The organism is Brevundimonas sp., from assembly GCF_036963785.1.
Taxonomy (GTDB): Bacteria; Pseudomonadota; Alphaproteobacteria; order Caulobacterales; family Caulobacteraceae; genus Brevundimonas.
In genome coordinates this window covers 388440-411309 of the sequence record NZ_JBALUS010000001.1, presented here as the reverse complement: position 1 = coordinate 411309, position 22870 = coordinate 388440, and the positions used below count along the sequence as shown (strand labels likewise).

Sequence of the window (22870 nt, the reverse complement as noted above, 5' to 3'; positions counted from 1 at the left end):
GGATGCAGGCCATCGATCTCGCCGAGAAGTTCGCGGCCTTCGACGAGCACTGGCGGCCGCGCGTGGCCGCGCAGCTGAACGGACAGGATGTGCGGCTGGTCAAGGTCCAGGGCACCTTCCCCTGGCACAGTCATGCCGAGGCCGAGGAAATGTTCCTGGTCTGGAAGGGCCGGTTCCGCGTCGAGTTCCGGGACCGGACCGTTGCTCTCGGGCCGGGCCAGTTCATCGTGGTGCCGCGTGGCGTGGAACACCGGACCGCTGCCGACGAGGAAGCCGAAGTGCTGATCTTCGAGCCGTCAGAGGTGGTCAACACCGGTGACGCCCCGACCTCTGAATTCACCGCCCCCATGGGAGCCATGATCTGATGGCACAGCGTGACCATCCCAATGTGGCGGTGCCGCCGCCGCTGATCTATTTCGCCTTCCTCGGTCTCGGCTGGGCGCTGGACCGCTATGGCGTGCAGATCGGCCTGCCGGCGGGTGAGGACATGAGCCTCGGCCTCGGGACCGAGCTGCGGCGCGGACTGGCGCTCGCCCTGATCCTGGGCGGCCTGTTGCTGGACGGCATGGCAGCGGGCCTGTTCCGGCGCCTGGGCACGGCGGTTGAGCCGTGGAAGCCCTCGACCGCGCTGGCGACCGACGGCCCGTACCGGTTCAGCCGCAATCCGATCTATGTCGGGTTCGCCATCACCTACGCCGGACTGGCCATTGCCATGGACTCGCCGATCGCCCTGCTGATGCTGATCCCCTGTCTGGTGGTCATCGACTGGGCTGTCATCCAGAAAGAAGAGGCGTATCTGGCCCGCACCTTCGGTGCCGAATACGAGGCTTATCGCAACCGGGTGAGGCGTTGGCTGTGAGTACCGAACGATCCGACGACCTGTCCGCGCTGGCCATTGAGGAGCTGGACGCCGCCTGCGCCCTCAGCTGGGCCGAGATGAAGCGTATCACCCCCTGGGGCGACACCTATGGCGGCCTGACCGCCGGCGGGCTCGAGGTCGAGGTGGAGCGCCGCTACATCTGGGCCCACCAGCCCGAGGGCAGCATCGCCATCGAGGTCGAGGTGCGGCTGCCCGGCACCCGGCAGGGCGCCGAGGCCCGTGCCGTGATCGAACCGTCACGCTGACGGGCGGCCGTTAACCTTTCCCGTTGCCAAAGGGGCTGACCCTGCCATCATGGCCGCGGTTGAGGGAGACAATCGTGGCTGTCTATTCGTCGGACTTTCAGGGGGGCGGGGTCTTCGAGCCCGTCGATCCGCCCGTATTCCTGGGGCTGGAGCCGCTGCTGCTCGCCCTGCTGGTGGCCATCGGCGCCGTCCTGTTCTTTCTGGGCTGGCAGCTGCGGAACAACCAGACCCGCCGCGATCCCGATGCCGCCGCCAGTATTTGGAAAGCCATCGACGACGCGCTCAAGGCGGCGATGAAGGCGGACGGGGGGTCCCTCGTCGGCAAGGCCGAAGAGGTCGAGCGCGTCATCCGCAAGCGGCTGGGTGCAACCCTGTCCATCGCCGAAGGGCTCAATCCGGGGCTCGACAGCCTGAGGTCCGCGCTGGACGGGCGCCGTCATGTTCCGCATGCCCATGCTCACCCCGAAGCGCACGATGATCACGGTGACCACAGTCATGACGATCACGCGGACGATGACCATGGCGTCGATGAAGCATCGTCGCCCACGGTCACCCAGATCACGGTCATCAACGGCAACCGGGAGGCGCGCCGAAGCGGGACCGGTCACGGGGGTGGCGGGCGTACGTCTGACCATGGGGGCTCGCTGTCGCCCCGCGAGCGCGACCACGCCATCCGGGCGGCCATTGCGGATCTGAACGACTGGTGGCGGGACAAGGACGCCCGGATCGGCGAGATGCGGGACGCCCACAGCGAGCTGTCGGCGGACTGAGGTTTTCCTCGGGGCAGAAACCGCCTAATCGATAGGGATGAAACTCGCATCGCTGAAACACGGCCGGGATGGCCGCCTCGTCGTGGTGTCGGAAGACCTGAACTGGTTCACCGACGCCTTCCTGATCGCCCCGACGCTGCAGGCGGCGCTCGATGACTGGGAGCGGTGCGAACCGCGCCTGCGCGCCCTCGCCGAAAGCCTGGAGCACGAAGCCGTGCCGCGCGGCCGATTCCATGAGCGCGACGCCTCTGCCCCCCTGCCGCGCGCCTATCAGTGGGCCGACGGCTCCGCCTATGTGAACCACGTCGCCCTGGTCCGGCAGGCCCGTGGGGCCGAAATGCCCGAGAGCTTCTGGACCGATCCGCTGATGTATCAGGGCGGCTCCGACGGCTTCCTCGGACCGCGCGACCCCATTCCGCTGGCGGATCCGGCCTGGGGCTGTGACCTTGAGGCCGAAGTCGTGATCGTCACCGGTGACGTGCCCCAAGGCGTGTCGCGGGAAGAGGCCCTCGGCCATGTCCGGCTGGTCGGGCTGGTCAATGACGTATCCCTGCGCAACCTGATCCCGGCCGAACTGGCCAAGGGCTTCGGCTTCGTCCAGTCCAAGCCCGCCAGTGCATTCACCCCGGTGTTCGTCACGCCGGACTCGCTGGGCGAGCGCTGGAAGGACGGCAAGCTGCACGGCGAGCTAACTGTCACCCTGAACGGCAAGCCCTTCGGCCAGGCCGACGCCGGCGAAGACATGACGTTCGACTTCGGCACCCTGATCGCCCATCTGGCCAAGACCCGGTCGCTGGTGGCCGGCTCGATCATCGGCTCGGGCACGGTGTCGAACCGAGACGCCGACGGCGGTCCGGGCAAGCCGGTCAGCGACGGCGGGCTGGGCTATTCGTGCATCGCCGAGGTGCGCACCGTGGAAACCATCCAGCGTGGCAAGGCCGAGACGCCCTTCCTGCAGCATGGCGATACCGTCCGCATCGAGATGCTGGACGACAAACATCACTCGATTTTCGGGACGATCGAACAGACAGTGGAGCCTTTGGGATGAAAGCGGTCGCCGGTGCCCTGATAGCAGCCCTCGCCGTTGGTCCGGCCCTGGCGCAGGAGCCGGAGGCCTGGACGGCCCAGACCACGGACGATCTCACCCTGGCCTATGCGGTCTTTCCCGAGGGGATTGCCGTGATTGCGCGCTGCCAGGCCGGCACGCCGGAGTTGCTGGTTCAGGGGCTTCAGATCCGGGCGCCGCAGATCGACGTCGCCGCCAAGTTCGGAGAGGGCCGGGTTCACTGGACGTCCTGGATCCCGTCCGACAATGGCCGCTATCTGATTGCGGAACGCCCTGCCCAGCTGATGCGGGGGTTCGTCAATGAACGGTCGGCCACGCTGCAGTTCGGACAAGGGGACGGCGCAGTCCAGTTCACCGTGACCCCGCCGGCCGACACCGCCGGCATGGCGGGCGTGCTGACGACCTGCGGCCAGCCGCTATTCCACGAGCGCGACGAGGCCGAGCCGCTCCGTCTGTCAGCGGGGGGAGACGATTTCCTTCGCGAGGGCCGGGTGATCGTTCCACCGCGCGCCGCACGCGACGGCGTGTCGGGCTGGGCCTATGTCACCTGCATCACTGCAGAGGAGGGTCGCCTGACCGACTGCGAGGCCGAGGCTGAAGGTCCTGCCGGATATGGCTATGGAGAAGCCAGCGTCCGCTCGCTGGAAGAATCCCGCATCCGTGGCGAGGTCCCGCCCGGACGCCTCGTCTCGATCCGACTGGCGACCCTCGTGAACTGATTGATCGGTCGCCGGGGTATGGCGCACCCGGTGGTGATCCGCTAAATCCGCCGGACCTCACGCGGGTGTGGTGGAATTGGTAGACGCGCCGGACTCAAAATCCGGTTCCGAAAGGAGTGTCGGTTCGAGCCCGACCACCCGCACCATGGCCCTCAGGGCTGGCCGACCTTCTGCACGATCAGTCCGACCGAGGTTGTCACGAACCCCGCCACGGACAGCCGCAGGTGCGGGTCATTCCGATAGGGTGGGATGTCGATGTAGCGGTCGACGGGGCCGTTGCCGGCGTTCAGATCCAGCGGCATCACCTTGTGCCCGCCCGCCTCGAGTTGCCTGACCAGCTCGTGGAGATCACGAGGCCGGTACAGCACCGTTCCGCCCTCTGAAAGGGTCTCGCTGTCTGACGTGAGGTTCAACTCCGTCGTGTGAACCGCCACGCCACCGGGCGCGAGGGTGCCCAGGGATCGCTCGATGAAGTCCATCCCGGCTTTCAGCGAGCCCAGATGCTCCAGCGCGCAGGCAGACCAGCAGAAATCGAAGTCGACGAGGTCGTCCGGGATGGCGTTCATATCGACAGGCCGGAACTCGACGGAGCGATCAAACACATCCGGCGGACACAGGTCGGGTCTCATCAGCGCGGCCTTGCCGAGCGCATGCTGACCGGAGTCGGCCCAGCCCGTGTCGACAGCCTCATCGGCCGCCTGATCGGTCGCGGTGATGTGGCATCCACGCGCGGCAAAACAGGCCGAAAGCGGTTCCCGACCGACGCCGAAACCCAGCCCGCGCGACCCGGGCCGGAGCCGCTTGCGCTCATGCAGCGCCTGGCTGATGAAGACCAGCTCCCAGAGCTTTCTGTGATAGCCGGGGTGCGCGCCCAGCTGCTCACACCAGTATGAAAACCAGGCGGTCTCGAAATGGCTCTGGCGACACGCCGACGAGGCGCGAAAGACCCGCCGTCCCGGCTTGTGGTCGGACCGGATCGGAGGGCCACCCCGCCAGTGTCGTTCATCCGGCAGGTGCTGGGCGGCCAGCGCTTCGACCTGGCGTTCCAGAAGTGCGACCCGAGCGCCGAGAGCGGCCAGGGCGAGATCGCGGTCGTCCATGAGGGGCTCCTGCAGCGTTTCTGAAACCAGACCGCCTCCAGCCATAGCAGGGGCCCACGGCGAGCTCGACCCGTATGATGAAAATCTGCGGCCTTCGCAGTTGCAAAAAGGGATAGCGGATCGCATCTGCACCGGATGCAAACGCCCGAGGTGCCTCATCCCAAACCCGTGCGCGGCCCGGGCTTTCCCGAGTTTGTCGCCCTGATCGCCATGATGATGGCGCTGAATGCCCTGGCCATCGACATGATGCTGCCGGCCCTGCCGGCCATTGGCGAGGCCCTGAGCGTGGCGTCGGAGAACTCGCGGCAGTGGGTGATCACCGCCTATCTGCTGGGCTTCGGCGTGGCGCAGCTGATCTACGGGCCGCTGGCCGACCGCTATGGCCGCAAGCCTGTGCTGATGGGGGGCCTCGGCCTCTATGTCCTGTTCAGCGTCGCGGCCGCCTTCACCACGACGTTCGAGGCGCTGATTCTCGCGCGACTGGGCACGGGGCTTGGGGCAGCGGCCCTGCGCGTGCTTGCCGTGTCGATCGTGCGGGATCGCTATTCCGGGCGGACCATGGCGCGGGTCATGTCGCTGAGCTTCCTCGTCTTCCTCGGCGTGCCGATTCTGGCGCCGACGCTGGGGCAGCTGGTGCTGTTCCTGGCGCCCTGGCGCTGGATCTTCGGCGTTCTGGCGCTGGCGGGGTCGGGCTTCATGATCTGGGCCCTGATCCGCCTGCCCGAGACCCTGGCCCCCGAGAACCGCCTGCCGATCCGCTTTGGCCGGATCGCCGAAGCCTTCCGCGCGGTGGTCAGCGACCGCCTGTCGGTCGGCTATACCCTGGCGATGACGGCGATCACCGGTGCCCTGTTCGCCTTCATCAACTCCAGCCAGCAGATCTTTTTCGACGTGTTCCAGGAGCCGGCGTTGTTCACGACCGTCTTCGGCCTGATGGCGGCGGGCATTGCTGTGGCGTCGCTGACCAATGCCCGTCTGGTCGAGCGGCTGGGCTCGCGGCGCCTGTCGCATCTGGCACTGATCGGCTTCATCACCTCGGCGGCCGTCCATGCCGGAGTGGCCCTGTCGGGGAACGAAAGCCTGGTCAGCTTTGCCGTGCTGCAGGGGCTGACCATGTTCTGCTTCGGCTTCATCGCAGGCAATTTTGGCGCACTGGCCATGAACAACATGGGCCGGATTGCGGGCACAGCCTCCTCGGTTCAGGGGTTTGTCTCGACCACCTTCGGCTCGCTGACCGGTTTCCTGATCGGGCAGAGCTTTGACGGAACGGCGGCGCCCATGACCATCGGCATCACGACCTGCGGGATTCTGGCGCTGGTTGCGGTGATGGTGGCTGAGCGAGGCAAGCTGTTCAGCACCGTCGAGACCGAGATCCGACCGGCGTGAGCTTGACCTTGGGCAGCCGGGCTGGTCGGTTGCCCGGAACGAAGGCCCCCCCGGACTCATTTCCGGCGGGCGCCACAATGACACCATGAGGAAACCCCGATGGCCTTCAAGCTCGCTTCCGTCTCCACGCTTGCCCTCACTGCGGCCCTCGGTCTGACCATGGCGGCCTGTACGTCCATGCCGGGCTGGAGCGGCGCGGGGACCGCGGCCCCCGTTCAGGCGCCGGCCCAGGTCCAATGGGTGCGCGATGTCCACTCCCATGCCCGGCCCGAGATCGCGCGGGTCCACCACGTGGACCTGAACCTGAAAGCCGACTTCGACCGCCGGATGCTGGCGGGCACGGCCAGCCTGAGCATCACAGCGGAAGAGGGCGCTGGCGAGATCATTGTCGATATCCGCGACCTGGACATCCACGGCGTACGCTCCGACGACGGCCCGTTGGATTACACCATCGGCGAGGAAAGCCCCTTCATCGGCAAGCCGCTGATCATCGCGATTCCCTTTACCGAGGGGCGCATCCACATCGACTATTCGACCCGGCCCGATGCCGCGGCCCTGCAGTGGCTGACGCCGGAACAGACGGCGGGCGGCGAGCAGCCCTATCTGTTCAGCCAGGGTCAGGCGATCCTGACCCGCACCTGGATACCGACCCAGGACAGCCCCGGCATCCGCCAGTCCTATTCTGCCCGGATCGTCGTGCCGGAGGACCTCAAGGCGGTCATGAGCGCCGAGATGCTGACGCCCGAGGGCGAACCCGCCGGGCCGGGCGAACGGGCATACCGGTTCCGGCTGGACAACCCCGTGCCGCCCTATCTGATCGCCATCGGCGTGGGCGACATCGCCTTTGCCTCCCTGGGCGAGCGGACCGGCGTCTATACCGAGCCGTCCATGCTCGAAGCGGCGCGCGCCGAATTCCCCGCCGTCGAGTCGATGGTCGAGGAGGCCGAGGCCCTCTACGGCCCCTATCTCTGGGGCCGGTATGACCTGCTGGTCCTGCCGCCCAGCTTCCCCTTCGGTGGCATGGAAAACCCGCGCCTCACCTTTGCCACCCCCACGATCATTGCCGGAGACCAGTCGCTGGTCGCCCTGGTCGCCCACGAACTGGCCCACAGCTGGTCCGGCAATCTGGTGACCAATGCCACCTGGGACGACTTCTGGCTCAACGAGGGCTTCACCGTCTATTTCGAGAACCGGATCATGGAAGCGGTCTATGGCCGCGACCGCGCCATGCAGGAGCAGGTGCTGGGCTGGGAAGATCTTCAGGGTGAACTGGCGGACCTGCCGCCGGAAGACACACGCCTCAAGCTCGACCTCGCCGGCCGCGATCCGGACGAGGGCATGACGAACATCGCCTATGAGAAGGGCGCCTTCTTCCTGCGGACCATTGAACGGATCGTGGGGCGTGACCGGTTCGATGCCTGGCTCAAGGGCTATTTCGAACGCAACGCCTATCGGCCCATGACCACCGCCATGTTCCTCGAGGACATCCGGACTCACCTGATCCAGGGCGACGCCGCGCTGGAGGAGGCGCTGATGATGGACGCCTGGGTCTATCAGCCCGGCCTGCCGTCCAACGCCATGGCGCCGGTGTCGCAAGCCTTCGACCCGGTCGATGCTGCGGCCCGCAGCGTCTTCGTCGAGGGGGGTGCCCCGCCGCAATCCCTGTGGCAGGGCTGGAACACCCAGCAGCGCCAGCGCTTCCTCGCCTGGCGGCCGGAGGGCCATCAGGCCGGTCAGGACTGGCTCAGCGACGCGCAGCTGAAGGCTTTGGACGAGGGTCTCGGTCTCTCGGCGGCCGGCAATTCCGAAGTGCTGTTTGCCTGGCTGCAGATCGCCATGACCCACCGGTATGAACCCGCGGTGGCCCCGACCGAGGCCTTCCTGAAGGGGATGGGGCGGCGCAAATTCGTCCTGCCGCTGTTCCAGACCTTGTGGGGTGAAGGCGAATGGGGCCGCGATCTGGCGCGGCGCATCTACGCCGAGGCCCGCCCCCTCTATCACCCGGTGACCAGCAACTCGGTCGACGCCGTAGTGGGCGTGCCGGACTAGCGCGCCGCCTTTTCAAGACCGGAATGCGGCGGTCGCCCCACGGGCGGCCGCCGTTTTCATGACTTCGGCGCCATGATTGTGGCGAAACTGACCCCAAGTATACACAATTCTGTCTTAATTAGCAGAACGCGGTATGTGTCAACATTCGCACAGTTACAGCTATGTAATCGTTCGGCCTTGGAACGGCCCGAAGCCGTACATACTTGACCTTCTGCCAGTCGGGATGGCTGGTAACTGATCAACGATAAAAAGGAACTACCGCAATGCGTAGTCTCGTACTCTCTGCCGCTGCCCTGGCCCTGATGGCCTCGCCCGCCCTGGCCCAGGACCCGACCTCGAACATCTATGGCACCATCGGCTACAGCCAGCTCGACGCCGACGGCGTTGAACTGGGCGCAGTCACGGCGCGTATTGGCACCCGCTTCACCCCGAACTTTGGCGCCGAAGGCGAAGTCTCGCTGGGCGTCAAGGATGAAGACTTCCGGGTCGGCACCACCACCGTCTCCGCTGACCTGCAGTACGATGCCGCCGTCTATGGCGTCGGTTATGTGCCGCTCGGCCAGAACTTCGAGCTGTTCGGCCGCGTCGGCTACGGCACCAGCGAAATCAAGGTGTCGGGCCCGGGCGTCACCGCCACGGCCGATGGTGAAAGCTGGAACTATGGCGTGGGCGCCCAGTACACGCTGGACGGCCAGAACGGCATCCGCGCCGACTGGACGCGTCGCGACTTCCGTGACGACGGCGGTGAAGCCGACGTCTGGTCGCTGAACTTCGTCCGCAAGTTCTAAGGTCGGATCTTATCGGCCCCGAAAGGGCCCCGGCGTTTCGCCGGGGCCTTTTTTACAGGCTGATCAGCAGGTTGTGGTTTTCCCGATACAGCGTGGCCATTCTGTTGCGGTCATCCGACGTGCCCTGACGATTTCGTCTTTCCGTGGTTTCCGAAATCGGGAAGAGGACCCGCGTTGCCATTCCGGCAAAGTTTTGGGGGGTCCCATGCGTCTGTTCATCATTGCGGCTGCCGCCGCGTCTGCCATTGCCGCGCCCGCTGCGGCACAATCCAGCTTCGACCCGCAGATTTCGGTGTCGGCCGGCTATGCCCGTTACGTGGACGGCAGCGAAGACTGGGACGGTCACACCGCCACCGGCCGCATCACGGCGCGCCTGCATCGCTATTTTGGTGTCGAAGGGGACTTCGCCGTCGGCCTCGGCTCGTCGGACATTGCCGGCGTTGACGTCAGCATGAACTCCAATGTCGCCGGCTATGTCGTGGCCTACTGGCCTGTCGACCCGAACCTCGATCTGACCGCCCGCGTGGGCTATGGCTCGACCGAGTTCGACTTCGACTTCGGGGGCGGCACGACGGTCACCGAGAGCTTTGACGGCATGGCGTTCGGCATCGGCGCCCAGTACTATTTCGACGAGCACAACGGCGTGCGCTTCGACGTGACCCGTCACGAGTACAATGACATCGACGGTGGCCTCGACTCGGTCGGCATCACCTACGTCCGCCGCTTCTGATCGCGGCTATCCTGACAGCAGAACGGCGCGTCACCCTGCGGTGGCGCGCCGTTTCTGTGTCCGGGCGTCGATCAGGCCAGTTCGGGTTTCAGTGCCCAGCGCAGCGACCCCTCGCCGAACGGGCGGAAGAACAGGTCGCGATAGCGCTCGAACACCTCGACGATCATCTGGGCCAGATCCTGGGCGACCGTCTCGCCGCGCTGACGCTTGAGGGCGGCCACACACTGCACCACCTGCGCCTGATGACAGGACCCGCCCATACTCTTCAGCACGGTGGCCACGTCACGGGCCAGAGGTTCCTCGATCCGGGCCATCCAGGGACCGGCAAACTCAGGGGCAGCATACTGGGTCATGGACTGGGGCTCCGTCAGGTCTCCAGGACTTGAGGTACCCGTTCGCAAAAACGCCTGCCGCGTGCAAGCGGCGCCGTAAAAAGTGATCGGCAGGCGAAATGATCAGCCGCGCTTGCGCACGAACACCGTCCCGGCCGAATAGCCCGCGCCGAAGCTGCAGATCAGCCCGACATCGCCGGCGGCCATATTCTCCTGATGCAGGTGGAAGGCGATCACCGACCCGGCTGAGGAGGTGTTGGCGTAGTCGTCCAGGATGATGACGTTCTCGGACGGTTCGGGATCGCGGCCCAGCACCTTGCGGCCGATCATCTCGTTCATGTTGATGTTGGCCTGGTGCAGCCACAGCCGCTTCAGGCCGGACGGTTCCAGGCCCAGATCGGACGCATGGCTGACGATCATTTCGGACACCATGGGCACGACGTCCTTGAACACCTTGCGGCCCTGCTGGACGAACAGCTTGTCGGGCTTGCCGATGCCCTCGGGCGCGGCATTGTTCAGAAAGCCGAAATTGTTGCGGATATTGTTCGAGAACACGGTCTTCAGCCGCGTGCCCAGAATGTCCCATCCCCCCGGTCCGGCCTGATCGCCCGACTCGATGATCACGGCGGTGGCGACGTCGCCGAAGATGAAGTGGCTGTCGCGGTCCTTGAAGTTCAAATGGGCCGAGCAGACCTCGGGGTTGACCATCAGCACGGCCTTGACCGAGCCCGAGGCGATGAAGTCGGCGGCGGTCTTGAGGCCAAAGGTCGCTGACGAACAGGCGACATTCATGTCGAACGCAAAGCCCTCGATGCCCAGCGCCTGCTGCACCTCGATGGCCATCGCCGGGTAGGGGCGCTGCATGTTCGAGGCGGCGCACAATACGGCGCCGATCTCGCTGACCGGCTTGCCCCAGGCGGCGATCGCCTCCCGGGCGGCCTTGACCGCCATTTCCGCCAGAATCGACAACTCGTCGTTGGAGCGCTCCGGCAGATGCGGGACCATCCGTTCGGGGTCCAGGACCCCGGTCTTGTCCAGCACGAAGCGGCTCTTGATGCCCGAGGCCTTCTCGATGAACTCGACCGACGACGGGGTCAGGGCCTCGCGGGTGCCGGCCGCGATCTCATCGGCGTTGCGGGCGTTCTCCAACTCGGCCCAGGCGTTGTAGGCCTCGACCAGCTCGGCGTTGGAGATGGACTGTTCCGGCGTGAACAGGCCGGTGGCGGCGATGACGGCAGTCGGAGAAGAGGCGCTCACAAGGGTATCCGTGTTCTGATGCTGGTCTTCAATAGGCCGGTGGATCGCTGCGGTCGAGGCTGGCGATCAGGCCGCGTCCCCACCGCCACAACCCCCCGGCGCGACCCGTGTGGGTCGAAGGCTCCGGATCGGCCAGCTGTCGGGCCAGGTCCTCGGCCTCGCAGGGGTATCCGTCGGGCGTGACATACAGCGGATATCGGATCAGGGCCTCGGCGATCAGTGTGTCCAGATCGACCCGGCGGGTGCGGCGGGGGAAGGTCAGCGCGTCCCCGGTCAGGCCCCAGCCGGCATAGAAGGGCCGCCCCCAGGTCATCACCCGCTTGCCCCGCAACAGGGCCTCGAACCCCGTCAGCGAGGTCATCGTGGCCAGGGTATCGCAGGCGTCGAGACAGGCGGTGATGTCCAGGCCCTCGGCCCGCGCATCGACCAGCCGGGCGGTGCCTGCGTCCAGCCGGCCCGGTCGGTTGCCGGCGACCGTATCGGGATGGTCACGATAGATCAGAAAGGCGTCGGGCAGGCGCTCGCGGACCGCCTGCACCAGCGCGGCGTTGGTGCGGATAACCTCGCACCCCAGAAGGATGGACCGGTCATTCTCGACCTGGCCGACGATCAGAACCCTGGGGCGGTCGGTCGGCCAGTCCGGCGGGGGCGTAGCACCGCCCAGATTGTATTTGCTCAGTCCCCGCGCGACGAGGACCTGCCGCAGGGCGCGAGCCCGGGCGAGGTCTGCGGCGGGGGTCTGTCCGACCTCAAGCGCCAGCTCCAGTGCGGAGGCTCGCGCGCCATCGAAATGGATGCCCGTCGGGTCCAGCACCGCTGACAGGGCTGCCTTGAAATCTGATCCCAGACCCCTTGATCGCAGAAAACCGTCCTCCATCCGCCAGAGGGGCACGGAGGCAGCCTCGGCTGCCGGTGCTACTTCGGGCGATTCCTTGCCGGCCCAGACGATCAGCCGGCCGTCCCGCTCCCGGGCCGCCGATACCGCTGCTCCGATCGAGGCGAAGAAGGCTGTTTCGCCGAGCGGCGTGTTGATCAGGCGTTGAACTGCACTCCGCTTGGCCGGGGAAAAGCCGACACAGGCCGAATAGCCTGCCAGCCTTCTGGCGCGATCCCGTTGCTGCACAAGCCGGGACACGCTGGCCTCGGGTGTCGAGGGGCTTCCCGTCACGGGATCGACATAGCGCGCCTGAACGATCAGGGCCGCCGCCACCAGCACCTCCAGCGACCGGTCGACACCCCGGCGGGACGAGGAAAGGCTGTCGGTGGTCAGCCCCCATCCGGCGTAGAAGGGCAGACCGAAACTGTGGACCGGCAGGCCCCGGATCAGGGCCTCGAACCCGAGGCCGCTGGAGACGGTAAAGACGGCATCAACCTGCGGCAGCAGGACGTCCAGTGCCACATCATCGACGGGGATGGCCCCGTTCAGGACATCGGGTGGAAGGCAGCCGCGCTTCAGCCCTGCCACGGTCGCCGGGTGCCGTCTCACCAGCAGTTGACCGCCGCCCGCTGCCGCCCGGGCTGCCTCGGCCATGGCCATAAAGCTGTCGCCGTCTGCCAGCCCCCCGGCAATCGAGGCGTCACCGGCGGTCTGGTCGACGACCAGAATGCGCGGTCCGGAGGCGGGCGGCAGGTCGAGATCCAGACGCCCCATGCTGGTCTTGCTCAGGCCGGTGGCGCGCAAGCTCTGAATCAGGGCCCGGGCCCGGCTGTCCAGGGCGCTGTCGAACCAGGTGCCGGGCTCGTGGATCAGCGTCTCCAGCCGCGAGGGGCGCCGCGCGTCGTGGTGCACCCCCAGATCGTCGATCAGCAGGCTGTGGGGCGCTGCCCCGGCCTCGCCCAATCCTATGGACCGCAGGAACCCGTCCTCAAGCGGCAGATAGGGCACGCCCGCCCGCTCGGCCCACGTACGGCCGACCCACGATGTCCCCTTCCGGCCCCAGCCGATGACCGCCCGGGTGCCGGGCGACGGCAGCCGCTGCAACCGGTATTCCGGGAGGAAGGCCTCAAGCCCGCGGATATGCCACAGGCCGGGTGCCGAGACCCACGCCCGCGGCCGGTCGTCCGGGCTCATTCGCCGTTCCGTTGCCCGGTCAGGCGATCGTGCCGGGCCAGCAGGCGCTTCGCCGCCGCCAGATGCAGCCGTTCGACCATCTGGTCATCGATCCGCACCACGCCGAGCGCCTCCGCATCCGGTGCGGCAAAGGCCTCGACCACCTTGCGGGCATGGGCGACAGCCGCCGCATCGGGGGAATAGGCCGCATTCGCCGGTCCGATCTGCGACGGATGGATCAGGCTCTTGCCGTCAAAGCCGAAGGCCGAACCTTGCGCGCACTCGGCGGCAAAACCGTCGAGGTTGTCGATGCGGTTGTAGACACCGTCGATGGCCAGACGGTTCGACACCCTCGACGCCGCCACAATCATCGCCAGCCAGGATTTCAGCGGATCACGATCCTCGCCCAGGGTCGCGCCGAGTGCCTCGGCCAGGTCGTTGACGCCCGGCATCAGCGCCTCGATGGGGGCCTCGCACTGGGCGATCTCCTCGAGATTGAAAAGCGCGCGCGGCGTTTCGATCATCGCCCAGATCGCGCAATGCTTGCCCATGATCCGGGCGACCGCCTTGATCTGATTGGCTCTTTCGACCTTGGGCATGATGATGCAGTCGGCGTCGGCGTCGGCCAGCGCGCGGCTGTCGTCCTCGCCCCACTCGGTCTCTAAGGCATTGATCCGCACGGCCAGGCGCGGCCCGAACCCGCCTTCGCGCACCGCCGCACAGGCGGCCTCGCGCGCGGCGACCTTGGCATCGGGCGCCACGGCGTCCTCAAGGTCCAGAACGGCGACGTCGCAGTCCAGGCCTCGCGCCTTCTCGACCGCCCGGGCGTTGGATGCCGGTACGAACAGCACACTGCGGCAGGGCCGGGGCGTCATGCCGCTCAGACCCGACCGGTCGCAGGCACCAGGGCGCCGGTCATGGCCCGGGAGGCGGGGGAGGCGAGGAACAGCATGACCTCGGCCAGATCCTCAACCCGGACCCAGGTGGCCGGGTCGGCGTCGGGCATGTCCTTTCGGTTCTGCGGCGTGTCCAGAATGGAGGGCAGGACGGCGTTGACCGTCACCGAACTGGACTTGGTTTCCTCGGCCAGGCTTTCGGTCAGGCGATGGACGGCCGATTTCGAGGCCGCATAGGCGCCCATGCCCATGCCGCTCTTCAGCGCGCCCGCCGCGCCGACATTGACGATCCGCCCCTCGTCAGAGGCCTTGAGATGGGGCAGGGCAGCCCGACTGGTGTTCAGGGCCGTGACAAGGTTCAGCCGGTACATGCGGTCCCACGCGGGCTCCGCGTCATCGACCGTCTGCCAGACAAAGCCTCCGGCGATGTTCAGCACGGCATCCAGTCGCCCGAAATGGGCGTGGGCCCGGTCGATGGCCGTCTTCGCCGCTGCCGCATCGGTGAGGTCGACGCCGCCGATCTCCAGACAGGCCTGCGATTCGAACGGGTCCACCGCCGAATGGTCGATGGCGACGACCTTCGCCCCGCGGGCCAGCGCAGCCGCGATCACGGCCCGGCCCAGTTGGCCCTGACCGCCGGTGATGACCAATACCCTGTCGCTCATGCCTGATGTCTCCCGCTGTTCATCCGGCGGACCATAGGCGGCTGCGCCCATGGATCAAACTGGGATCAAACCGCGAAGGCCCGGCCCAGCAGGTCTTCGAGCGCGGCCTGGTCCACGCGATCAAAGGCAGCCTTCTCGGTCGAGTCGACATCAAGTACGGCGATCAGCCGTCCTTCCGCATCCCGGACCGGCAGGACGATCTCGCTGGCTGAGCGGCTGTCGCAGGCAATATGGCCACGGAAGGCATGGACGTCGTCAATCAGTTGGGTCTGGCCTGTCGCGGCGGCGGCCCCGCAGACACCCTTTCCGAACGGGATCCTCAGGCAGCCCAGCGTGCCCTGATAGGGGCCGACCACGAGCTCATCGGTGCCGGCGGCGCGCTTGTCCTCATCGACGACATAGAAGCCGGTCCAGAAGAAGGTCTCGAAGGCGTCGTGCAGCATCGAGGCGACGGTCGCCATTCGCGCCGTGCGATTCGGCTCGCCCTCCAGAACCGCCATGATCTCCTCGGCGACCTCGGCATAGCGGGCGGACTTGTCGTCGGGGCGGTCGTCGCGGGCAATATAGGCCATGGGTGCAGAATTCCTGGAGTCTGGTCAGAACGGCCATATGGGCCCGGATTGGCGCAGCGGAAGGGGTAAGCCCCTCGCCCCGCAGGTGAATTCGCAAGCAACCATCTGGGGAAAAGTCTAGCTCGGACACAATGTGGTCACTGTGCGGCAACGCTATGGCGTCAGTCGCGTTAACCATATCGCGAAGTTCACTGGACCGATCCGCCGGATTGGGAAAAGGTTAACGTCGTGCGGCCTTCGGGTGCGGCTAGGGGTGTGGGGGAATATGAGCGACAACGGCAGGAACAGGGGCATGCGGGGCGGCACCGGCCCGATCGCCATCGCGGCTGTGGCCGTGCTGTTAATTCTAGCTCTGCTGTCGATGGCGGCCTGCGGAGAGCGGGCCCCGACCTTCTTCCGGCGTGCTGACACAGCCAATCCCTGTCCCCGTCCGGCCAATCTGACGGGTTCCGAATTCAACGCCCAGGAGACCGGCATTCGCGCCCTTCGGCGAGCGGCGTTCCGGGGTGACTTCTTTGCCCAGCTGGAGCTGGGCGGTCGCTATGCGGCTCTGCGCGCGACCGACAAGAACCTGGAAGACCCCATCGAGAGCTCGGTCTGGCTGGCGATGGCGCTGGCCAACGAAGATGGGTTCGCTCCGATCAACCGGGTCGAACGGGGCATGTTCGGCGGCTGGCGGCCGCTGTCCAAGTATGATGACTGCCGGGCGTGGGAGCGCCAGAACGCCTATCAACGCCTGAACGGCCAGCTGTCGCGGATGACCCTGGCCGAGCAGGAAGAGGTGCGGGATCGGGTCATCTATGTCCTGTCGACCCAGGGCGCCGACGGCTATCGCACCCTGGCGCGCCTGCATGACGCGCTGTACGGCGCCTTCGGCGAACCGCAGGACAACCCTCAGGCCCGCGAGGCGATCGGCCGGGGCTCGGGGCGCGACCGCCGTCGCGGGGGCTATCCCGCCGCGCTGAACCTGTTCCAGCGCAATGAGGTGGACGCCTATCTCTACAACTATCTGGCGGTGCAGACGGGCGACGTCGGGGCCTTTGTACTGATGAAGGACTTCGAGAGCTCCTCGCCCAGCCGGGCCCAGTACAGCGGCTTTGTCGAGGCCAAGGCCCGTCAGTGGGTACCGCCGTTCGAATTCTACCCCAATGCGGCGCCGGCGTCGGGCGTACCGTTCTCGGACGAGAGCCGACCGCGGGGCGACGCCTATGAATATGCCCTGTCGCGGGTGACCGAACTGCCCTTCGTCCATGTGGGCCGGGCGATCCGCTATCTGGGCATCGCCGACAAGGCTGCTGCGCGTCCCGAGGACCTGTCCAAGCGCGAGGTTGAATCGCTGGAGGCCGTTCTGGGCCATCCGATAGAGGGGCGGCTGTCCTATCAGGAGCGGGTCCGCGCCATTCAACTGGCCGCCGTCAACGGCTCGTCCGAGGCCCAGCTGGTGCTGGCCGTGATGTATTCCGAAGGCATCGGCGTGCCGCCCGACTATGCCCGCGCCTATTTCTGGTACGAGGAAGCGGCCCGTCAGGGCAGCCCCGAGGCCAAGTTCGCCCTGTCGACCTTCTTTGCCCTGGGCGTTTCCGGCGTCGCCGATCAGGACAAGGCCGAGGCCGTGGTGATGCGTATCGACTCGGCGCTCGCCGGGTTCGCCCCCTCGGTGGCCCGCCTGCAGGCCGTCCTGTCCCAGGTCTCCCGTTCCCAGCAGCGCCGTTAAGGAGGGCGTTGACACATGATCACGTTCCGCACCCCCCTCCGCCTCCGCTCCCTGATCGCACCCGCGCTGGGCCTCGCGGTTGCGGCGACGGCAATGTCGCTGGCCCCGCAGGCCGAGGCCCAGGAAGCTGCTCGCGTCGAGAGCGAGACCCGGCCGAACTTCGGTGTCCTGCTGGACCCGCCTGCGCCCCGTCGCAGCCGCGCGACCACCCATCGGCGCTGGACCGGCCGCGATCACCGCCGCGATTACCCCGGCCCCGGTCCCCACGACGGGCGGCCCTATCCGGCGGGCGGCGAGCAGGTCGTGCTGGTCGACTGCGGCGGCAATCCGGGGTCGGGCGCCATTGAGGACGCGGTGCGCCGGGTTGCGCCGGGCGGCACCCTGATCCTGCGGGCGCGGGGCGGACCCTGCGTCGGCTGGCTGAACATCAACAAGCCGCTGACCATCATCGGCGAGGGCGGTTTCGATCCGCGTGACTGGAACCGCCAGCCCACGGCCACCCTGCAGGCCCCGGACGGCCTGCCTTGCATGACCGTGGCCCAGGGGGTCCGGGTCGATGTGCGCGACGTGGTCTTCTCGTCCCAGCGGGCCGGCGATGCCGCCTGCATCATCGGCTATGGCGCCGAGATCCTGATGAACCGGGTCGGCTTCCGCCATGTCGGCGACGAGGCGGTCATCTATATGGACGGAGGCCTGCTGGACCTGCGCAACGCCGTGCTGGAGACCCAGACGGTGGCCCCCGCCATCGTGGCCGACGGGGCCTCGCTGACGGCCTATGAGGTCGTGGTGACCGGTGCCCATGTCGGCATGGAGCTGATCCCCGGACCCGGTCAGACCGCCCGCATCGACTCGACGACCCTGAAAGGCATCGGCGCGCCGAACGCCTTCGGACCCCGCTCGATCGGCATGATCATCCGTTCTGGCCGCGACTATGGCCGGGTCGAGATCACCAACACCGCCGTCTGCGGCTTCGTCGAGGGCGTGGCCGTCGAGGGGGCCTCGGTCGACATCCAGGGCAGCCGGGTCTGTCGCTCGGACAAGGGCGTGGTGGTCTACAACGGCGAACTGACCCTGACCGACACCCGCATCCGGGCCGAGAGCGTGGGCGTGGCCGTGGCGTCAGGCCGGGCCGTGATCACCAACAATGTCTTCTCGGGCGTGCGCGAGGTCATCTATGGCGAGAACCGCGCCAGCATCGAGGCCAGCGGCAACCGCGTCTGGTCGCGCCACGTCTGCCGCGCCCGGTTCCGCGAACGCACCCGGGGCCGCTATGAGCCCTACTGGTCGGGTGGTCAGGGCTGGGAGTGCGTCTACGGCTCCTATCCGCGGGACTGGTGGGCCGAGGAGGACGGCCTGCTGGGCATGGACTACTATGACGACGGCTATTCCCTGCAGGGCTATGACACCTATCAGGACGGCTACGGCTGGTACGACCGCGACGGGCGCTACATCCAGGACCGCGATTACTACGGGGACGACCGCTGGGTCGAACCGCGCCGTCGCGGCTGGTGGTAGGCCCGGAGGGACTCGAACCCCCAACCAGACCGTTATGAGCGGTCGGCTCTAACCATTGAGCTACGGGCCCCCGGAGGCGGCGCTCCGGGCCTAGCAGGCGCACGGGATGTTGCAAAGAGGGTGGCGACGGCCGCGCTGTTCCCTCCGCCGCTGTGCGGTCCCCCTCTCCCGATGGGGGAGGAATAAACACCGTCTGAACCGTCTGAACCGTCTGAATGGTCTGAAATCCAGATCGGCATTCGGACGCACGCCGAGGCCCGTCACGAAGGCCCTCCCTGCTGCCGATCCCGCACCATGACACAGGCGGGAACCAGGGCAGGAAGATCGCTTTGGCCTCGCAAGGATTCTCGCAGCCTCCCGCCCCGATGAACGGAACCTGACCCCGGGGCGCGAGCGTTCATTCAGGCGGTATGGTCCAGGTTGGACTGACAGGGCGCGCGGGTGGCGCGTGTCCGAACCTCAGGAGATTTTCATGATCCGTTCTTCGTCCCGCGTGCCGGCCCCGTTCCGGCTGCTGATGCCGATGGCCGCTGCCGTGGCCCTGGCCGGCGTATCGGCGCCGGCGCTAGCACAGTCGATGTCGGAGCCCGCCGGCCATCACAACATGGTGGCGCCGCCGCATCTGAGCCTGGCGGCCTATGGCGAGGTCAAGGTTGCGCCGGATATGGCGACGATCAATTTCGGCGTCATGACCGAGGCGGCGACCGCAGAGGAGGCGATGCGCCAGAACGCCCAATATATGGAACGGGTCATGGCGGCCCTGCGCCGGGCCGGGATCGCCGAGCGCGATATCCAGACCTCGGGCCTGAATCTGTCGGCGCAATATGACTATCAACAGGACCAGCCGCCCCGCCTGCGCGGCTATCAGGCGACCAACCGGGTGACGGTGACGGTGCGCGACCTGTCGCGCGTCGGCACGACGGCGGATGCCGTGGTCAGCGCGGGGGTCAACCAGATCGACGGGATCAGCTTTGGCCTGACCGACCGGACGGCGGCCGAGGACCAGGCGCGGCGCCTGGCCGTGCGGGACCTGCAGCGCAAGGCCAGCCTGTACGCCGAGGCGCTGGGCGTACAGCTGGGCGGCATCCGCGGCCTGAGCGAAGGCACGTCGATGAGCGCCCCGCCGCCCATGCCCTATGCCCGCTCCATGGCCATGGAATCCGCCGATGCCTCGACCTCTGTGTCGCCGGGCCAACTGACGGTGCGGGTGGACATCAGCGGGGTCTATGACCTGAGCCGCTAGGCTGATTGAAGATCAGACCGGAGAGGGGTGGCGCGCGGCGTCACCCCTTTTTCGTGCCGGTCAGGCAGCGCGTTTGATGTGGTTGGCGTCGTCCAGCAGGACGACCGTCGGCGCATAGTTGCGGGCTTCCTCGGCGGGGAGCTGGCCATAGGTGACGATGATCACCTTGTCGTTCTTCTGGACCAGGCGGGCCGCGGCGCCGTTCACGCCAATCACGCGCGAGCCGCGCGGGGCCTCGATGGCATAGGTGGTGAAGCGCGCGCCGGTGGTGATGTTCAGAACATCGACCTGTTCGTTCGGATAGATGTCGGCCGCGTCCAGCAGGTCGCGGTCAATGGCGATCGACCCTTCGTAGTCGAGGTCGGCCTGGGTCACCGTCGCGCGGTGCAGCTTGGATTTCATCAGGGTGACCAGCATGGGGAGTGCGGTCTCCGGTTCGGCGCGGGGAACAGCCCCCGCTGAGGGATGCCTCATATAGGGACTTACCCGGCGGCCATCAATCGCGATGCTGCGATGCAGCAGGAGGCGCGGCATCCGGGGCTGCGACAGGTTCGCGTGTTACGGGACGTTCATTTGACGGTGACGGCTTGCCCTCTATGGTCGATCCTCCGCCGCAATAGCGCCTCGACGGGACTTCCGACCGATATGAAACAGTTTTTCCTGACCGTGCTGGGGGTCTTTACCGGCCTGCTGCTGTTCGTGGTCGTGGTGCCGATCGTGCTGATCACCATGGCGGCGGCCAGTTCGTCCGGTCCGGAAGTGCCGCGCAATGCGGTTCTGGAACTGGATCTGCGTCAGGGGCTGAGCGATCAGCCGCCGGCCTCGCCCTTTGCCCTGTTCGGGGGAGGGGGCCTGTCGGTCATGCAGGTGGTGGATACCCTGTCCCAGGCCGAGGATGACGCGCACGTCAAGGTGCTGCTGATCCGTTTGCCGGAAACCGGCATGACGCCGGCGGCGGCCGATGAAGTGCGCCAGGCGATCCGCCGGTTCCGCGCCGCGGGCAAGCCGGTCATCGCGCATTCACAGGGCTTCCTGCCCGCGGGCGCTGTGATGTCCAGCTATATGGTCGGGGCGTCGGCGTCCGAGCTGTGGATGCAGAATACGGCCAGCTTCCAGGCCACGGGGTTCAGCGCCGAGGAAATCTTCCTCGGCCGCGCGTTCGAGAAGTACGGCGTCGAGCCCGAGTTCGAGCAGCGCTATGAGTACAAGAACGCGGTCAACATCTATACGCAGAACGACTTCACCGGCCCGCACCGCGAGGCGATGCTGGCCTGGATGGGGTCGATCTATGACACCTCGGTCGCCCAGGCCGCGCAGGATCGCAAGATCGCGCCGGCCGCGCTGAAGGCCACGATTGAGGCCGGGCCGTGGACGGCCGATGAGGCGCTGGAGCGCAATCTGATCGACAAGGTGGGGCACGTTGAGGAGGCCGAGGATGAAGCCCTGCGTCGCGCGGGCCGCGGCGCACGGATCATCCCGTTCGACGAATATGCCAGCGCCAAGGGCCCGGACAACGGCTCGGGCCGTGACGCCATTGCCGTGATCGGCGGCGAGGGCGCGATCATCACCGGATCGGGCGGCAATGCCGATCCGTTCGGTGGCGGGTCGTCCATCCATTCGGATGTGATGGCCGAGGCCATCTACAACGCCATCAAGGACAAGGACGTGAAGGCCATTGTGCTGCGCGTGTCCTCGCCCGGCGGGTCGCCGGAAGCGTCCGAGCAGATTGCGGCGGCGGTGCGCGCGGCCAAGGCGGCGGGCAAGCCGGTGGTGGTGTCGATGGGCACCTATGCGGCGTCCGGCGGCTACTGGATCAGTGCCGAGGCCGATCATATCGTCGCCCAGCCCTCGACCCTGACGGGGTCGATCGGGGTGTTTGGCGGCAAGATGGTGCTGCGCGATGCGCTGGCGCGGTTCGGCGTCGATGTGCGCGGCCTGTCGGTCGGCGGCGACTATGCCGACGCCTATGCCATCGGCGATGAGTTTACGCCCGAACAGCGCGAAGCCTTTGCCGGTTCGATGGACCGCATCTATGGCAACTTCATCACCCTGGTGGCGCGGGGTCGTGACCTGACGCCCGCGCGGGTGGGCGAGATCGCCCGGGGCCGGGTGTGGACGGGCGCCCAGGCGCTGGAGCTGGGTCTGGTCGATGAGCTGGGCGGCATGAATGAGGCCATCGCCAAGGCCAAGGAACTGGCCGGGATCGACGCGGATACCTCGGTCCGCATCAAGCACTTCCCTGAGCAGCAGTCGCCGTTCGAAGCCTTGGCCAACGCCTTTGGCGTGTCGGGCGAGGCGGCACGGGCGCTGATCCTGATCGGCGGCGCGGTCGAGGACCCGCAGGCCCAGGCGGTGATGCGCCGGATCGAGGCCGACCGCATGCGTCGCGAGGGGGCCGTGGTGCTGGCGGATCGGCCATTGGGTTAACGGACGGCGGGTTTGCCGCACCCCCCGGTTGCTTGACCGCAGGGCAGGATGGACCGACATTGAAGGTTCGGCGTTAAGGCTGGGCTGGCCCCGATCCGGAGCCGACAAGGAGTAGGCATGAGTTCGACTGGACCTCGCTTTGACAGTCTGGGTGCCGCGACGGCGAGCGTCGGGGGCCGGGGTGGTTTCCTGCGGCCGCTAATGTGGCTGGGCGGGCTGATCGCGGCGGGCTGTGCCATGGCGGTCGGGGCCCTGCTGGCGGTGTTCACCGCCATTGCCGTGGCCGTCATTGCCGTGGTGGCCGGGGTGGTGATGTTCCTGATGGGAATGGCCAGTCGCGCCCGCCGCAATACGGGCGGACCGCGCAAGGGCCGCCGTCGCACCGATGACGACGATACGGTCATCGAGGCGCACAAGGTGGATGGCACCTGGGTCGCCTATGGCTGGGAACGGTCGGGCCGGTAGT

Annotated in this window: 23 protein-coding genes and 2 tRNA genes; 16 read left to right on the top strand and 9 right to left on the bottom strand. The window is 67.1% G+C overall.

Annotation, left to right across the window (positions count from 1 at the left end):
- Positions 1-2 precede the first annotated feature (2 nt).
- From V7672_RS02100 to V7672_RS02070, 7 genes are all read left to right on the top strand, one after another.
- Positions 3-365: a cupin domain-containing protein gene (locus V7672_RS02100; protein ID WP_335623014.1), complete on the top strand. Its 363-nt coding sequence runs from the start codon at positions 3-5 to the stop codon at positions 363-365.
- Positions 365-859 carry a methyltransferase family protein gene (locus tag V7672_RS02095; protein ID WP_335623013.1) on the top strand — a complete coding sequence of 165 codons (495 nt, stop codon included), beginning with the start codon at positions 365-367 and terminating at the stop codon, positions 857-859. The genes V7672_RS02100 and V7672_RS02095 overlap by 1 nt, the downstream gene beginning before the upstream one ends.
- Entirely contained in the window at positions 856-1125 is a 270-nt protein-coding gene (locus V7672_RS02090; RefSeq protein ID WP_335623012.1) for a hypothetical protein, read from the top strand. The genes V7672_RS02095 and V7672_RS02090 overlap by 4 nt, the downstream gene beginning before the upstream one ends.
- Before the next feature lie 74 nt (positions 1126-1199).
- Positions 1200-1895 carry a hypothetical protein gene (locus V7672_RS02085; RefSeq protein WP_335623011.1) on the top strand — a complete coding sequence of 232 codons (696 nt, stop codon included), beginning with the start codon at positions 1200-1202 and terminating at the stop codon, positions 1893-1895.
- A 37-nt stretch (positions 1896-1932) separates the two neighbouring features.
- Positions 1933-2943, top strand: coding sequence for a fumarylacetoacetate hydrolase family protein (locus V7672_RS02080; RefSeq protein WP_335623010.1), 1011 nt, complete (start codon positions 1933-1935; stop codon positions 2941-2943).
- Entirely contained in the window at positions 2940-3680 is a 741-nt protein-coding gene (locus V7672_RS02075; RefSeq protein WP_335623009.1) for a hypothetical protein, read from the top strand. Before V7672_RS02080 ends, V7672_RS02075 begins: the two co-directional genes overlap by 4 nt.
- Before the next feature lie 61 nt (positions 3681-3741).
- Positions 3742-3826: transfer RNA gene (locus V7672_RS02070), tRNA-Leu, on the top strand.
- A gap of 6 nt (positions 3827-3832) precedes the next feature.
- Here V7672_RS02070 and V7672_RS02065 read toward each other — a convergent pair.
- The gene (locus V7672_RS02065) at positions 3833-4780 is read right to left on the bottom strand and encodes a hypothetical protein (protein ID WP_335623008.1); all 948 of its coding nucleotides are present in this window, start codon (positions 4778-4780) and stop codon (positions 3833-3835) included.
- 135 nt (positions 4781-4915) lie between these two features.
- Here V7672_RS02065 and V7672_RS02060 point away from each other — a divergent pair, with 135 nt between their 5' ends.
- The 4 genes from V7672_RS02060 to V7672_RS02045 all read left to right on the top strand — a co-directional run bounded on the left by V7672_RS02060 (position 4916) and on the right by V7672_RS02045 (position 9733).
- Positions 4916-6166, top strand: a complete 1251-nt coding sequence (locus V7672_RS02060) for a multidrug effflux MFS transporter (protein ID WP_335623007.1) — start codon at positions 4916-4918, stop codon at positions 6164-6166.
- A 99-nt stretch (positions 6167-6265) separates the two neighbouring features.
- Positions 6266-8215 (top strand): M1 family metallopeptidase, encoded by a 1950-nt coding sequence (locus V7672_RS02055; protein WP_335623006.1) that lies wholly within the window; start codon positions 6266-6268, stop codon positions 8213-8215.
- A gap of 263 nt (positions 8216-8478) precedes the next feature.
- Positions 8479-9003, top strand: a complete 525-nt coding sequence (locus tag V7672_RS02050; protein WP_335623005.1) for a porin family protein — start codon at positions 8479-8481, stop codon at positions 9001-9003.
- Between the two features lie 205 nt (positions 9004-9208).
- Positions 9209-9733 carry an outer membrane beta-barrel protein gene (locus V7672_RS02045; RefSeq protein WP_335623004.1) on the top strand — a complete coding sequence of 175 codons (525 nt, stop codon included), beginning with the start codon at positions 9209-9211 and terminating at the stop codon, positions 9731-9733.
- Between the two features lie 71 nt (positions 9734-9804).
- On the opposite strand, the gene V7672_RS02040 is transcribed toward V7672_RS02045, so the two are convergent.
- From V7672_RS02040 to V7672_RS02015, 6 genes are all read right to left on the bottom strand, one after another.
- Complete coding sequence (locus tag V7672_RS02040; protein WP_335623003.1) at positions 9805-10086, bottom strand: hypothetical protein; 282 nt, start codon at positions 10084-10086, stop codon at positions 9805-9807.
- A gap of 102 nt (positions 10087-10188) precedes the next feature.
- Complete coding sequence (locus V7672_RS02035; RefSeq protein ID WP_335623002.1) at positions 10189-11322, bottom strand: beta-ketoacyl-ACP synthase III; 1134 nt, start codon at positions 11320-11322, stop codon at positions 10189-10191.
- 28 nt (positions 11323-11350) lie between these two features.
- The gene (locus V7672_RS02030; protein ID WP_335623001.1) at positions 11351-13393 is read right to left on the bottom strand and encodes a capsular polysaccharide biosynthesis protein; all 2043 of its coding nucleotides are present in this window, start codon (positions 13391-13393) and stop codon (positions 11351-11353) included.
- On the bottom strand, positions 13390-14247 hold the full coding sequence (locus V7672_RS02025; protein ID WP_335623000.1) for an HpcH/HpaI aldolase/citrate lyase family protein: 858 nt from the start codon (positions 14245-14247) through the stop codon (positions 13390-13392). Before V7672_RS02025 ends, V7672_RS02030 begins: the two co-directional genes overlap by 4 nt.
- 5 nt (positions 14248-14252) lie before the next feature.
- Positions 14253-14933 (bottom strand): SDR family NAD(P)-dependent oxidoreductase, encoded by a 681-nt coding sequence (locus V7672_RS02020; RefSeq protein ID WP_335622999.1) that lies wholly within the window; start codon positions 14931-14933, stop codon positions 14253-14255.
- A 65-nt stretch (positions 14934-14998) separates the two neighbouring features.
- On the bottom strand, positions 14999-15505 hold the full coding sequence (locus tag V7672_RS02015; protein WP_335622998.1) for a GAF domain-containing protein: 507 nt from the start codon (positions 15503-15505) through the stop codon (positions 14999-15001).
- Between the two features lie 292 nt (positions 15506-15797).
- On the opposite strand from V7672_RS02015, the gene V7672_RS02010 reads away from it, so the two are divergent.
- On the top strand, positions 15798-17219 hold the full coding sequence (locus V7672_RS02010; RefSeq protein WP_335622997.1) for a tetratricopeptide repeat protein: 1422 nt from the start codon (positions 15798-15800) through the stop codon (positions 17217-17219).
- A 15-nt stretch (positions 17220-17234) separates the two neighbouring features.
- The gene (locus V7672_RS02005; RefSeq protein WP_335622996.1) at positions 17235-18734 is read left to right on the top strand and encodes a hypothetical protein; all 1500 of its coding nucleotides are present in this window, start codon (positions 17235-17237) and stop codon (positions 18732-18734) included.
- Here the strand turns inward: V7672_RS02005 and V7672_RS02000 are convergent.
- Positions 18729-18804, bottom strand: a tRNA-Ile gene (locus V7672_RS02000). The genes V7672_RS02005 and V7672_RS02000 overlap by 6 nt on opposite strands.
- 402 nt (positions 18805-19206) lie before the next feature.
- Between V7672_RS02000 and V7672_RS01995 the strand changes: the two genes are divergently transcribed.
- Positions 19207-19977 (top strand): SIMPL domain-containing protein, encoded by a 771-nt coding sequence (locus V7672_RS01995; protein ID WP_335622995.1) that lies wholly within the window; start codon positions 19207-19209, stop codon positions 19975-19977.
- 60 nt (positions 19978-20037) lie between these two features.
- Here V7672_RS01995 and panD read toward each other — a convergent pair whose 3' ends face one another.
- Complete coding sequence (gene panD / locus V7672_RS01990) at positions 20038-20394, bottom strand: aspartate 1-decarboxylase (RefSeq protein ID WP_209116665.1); 357 nt, start codon at positions 20392-20394, stop codon at positions 20038-20040.
- 228 nt (positions 20395-20622) lie between these two features.
- Between panD and sppA the strand changes: the two genes are divergently transcribed.
- Entirely contained in the window at positions 20623-22404 is a 1782-nt protein-coding gene (sppA, locus tag V7672_RS01985) for a signal peptide peptidase SppA (RefSeq protein ID WP_335622994.1), read from the top strand.
- A 117-nt stretch (positions 22405-22521) separates the two neighbouring features.
- Positions 22522-22869 (top strand): hypothetical protein, encoded by a 348-nt coding sequence (locus V7672_RS01980; RefSeq protein ID WP_335622993.1) that lies wholly within the window; start codon positions 22522-22524, stop codon positions 22867-22869.
- The last annotated feature ends 1 nt before the right edge of the window (position 22870 follow it).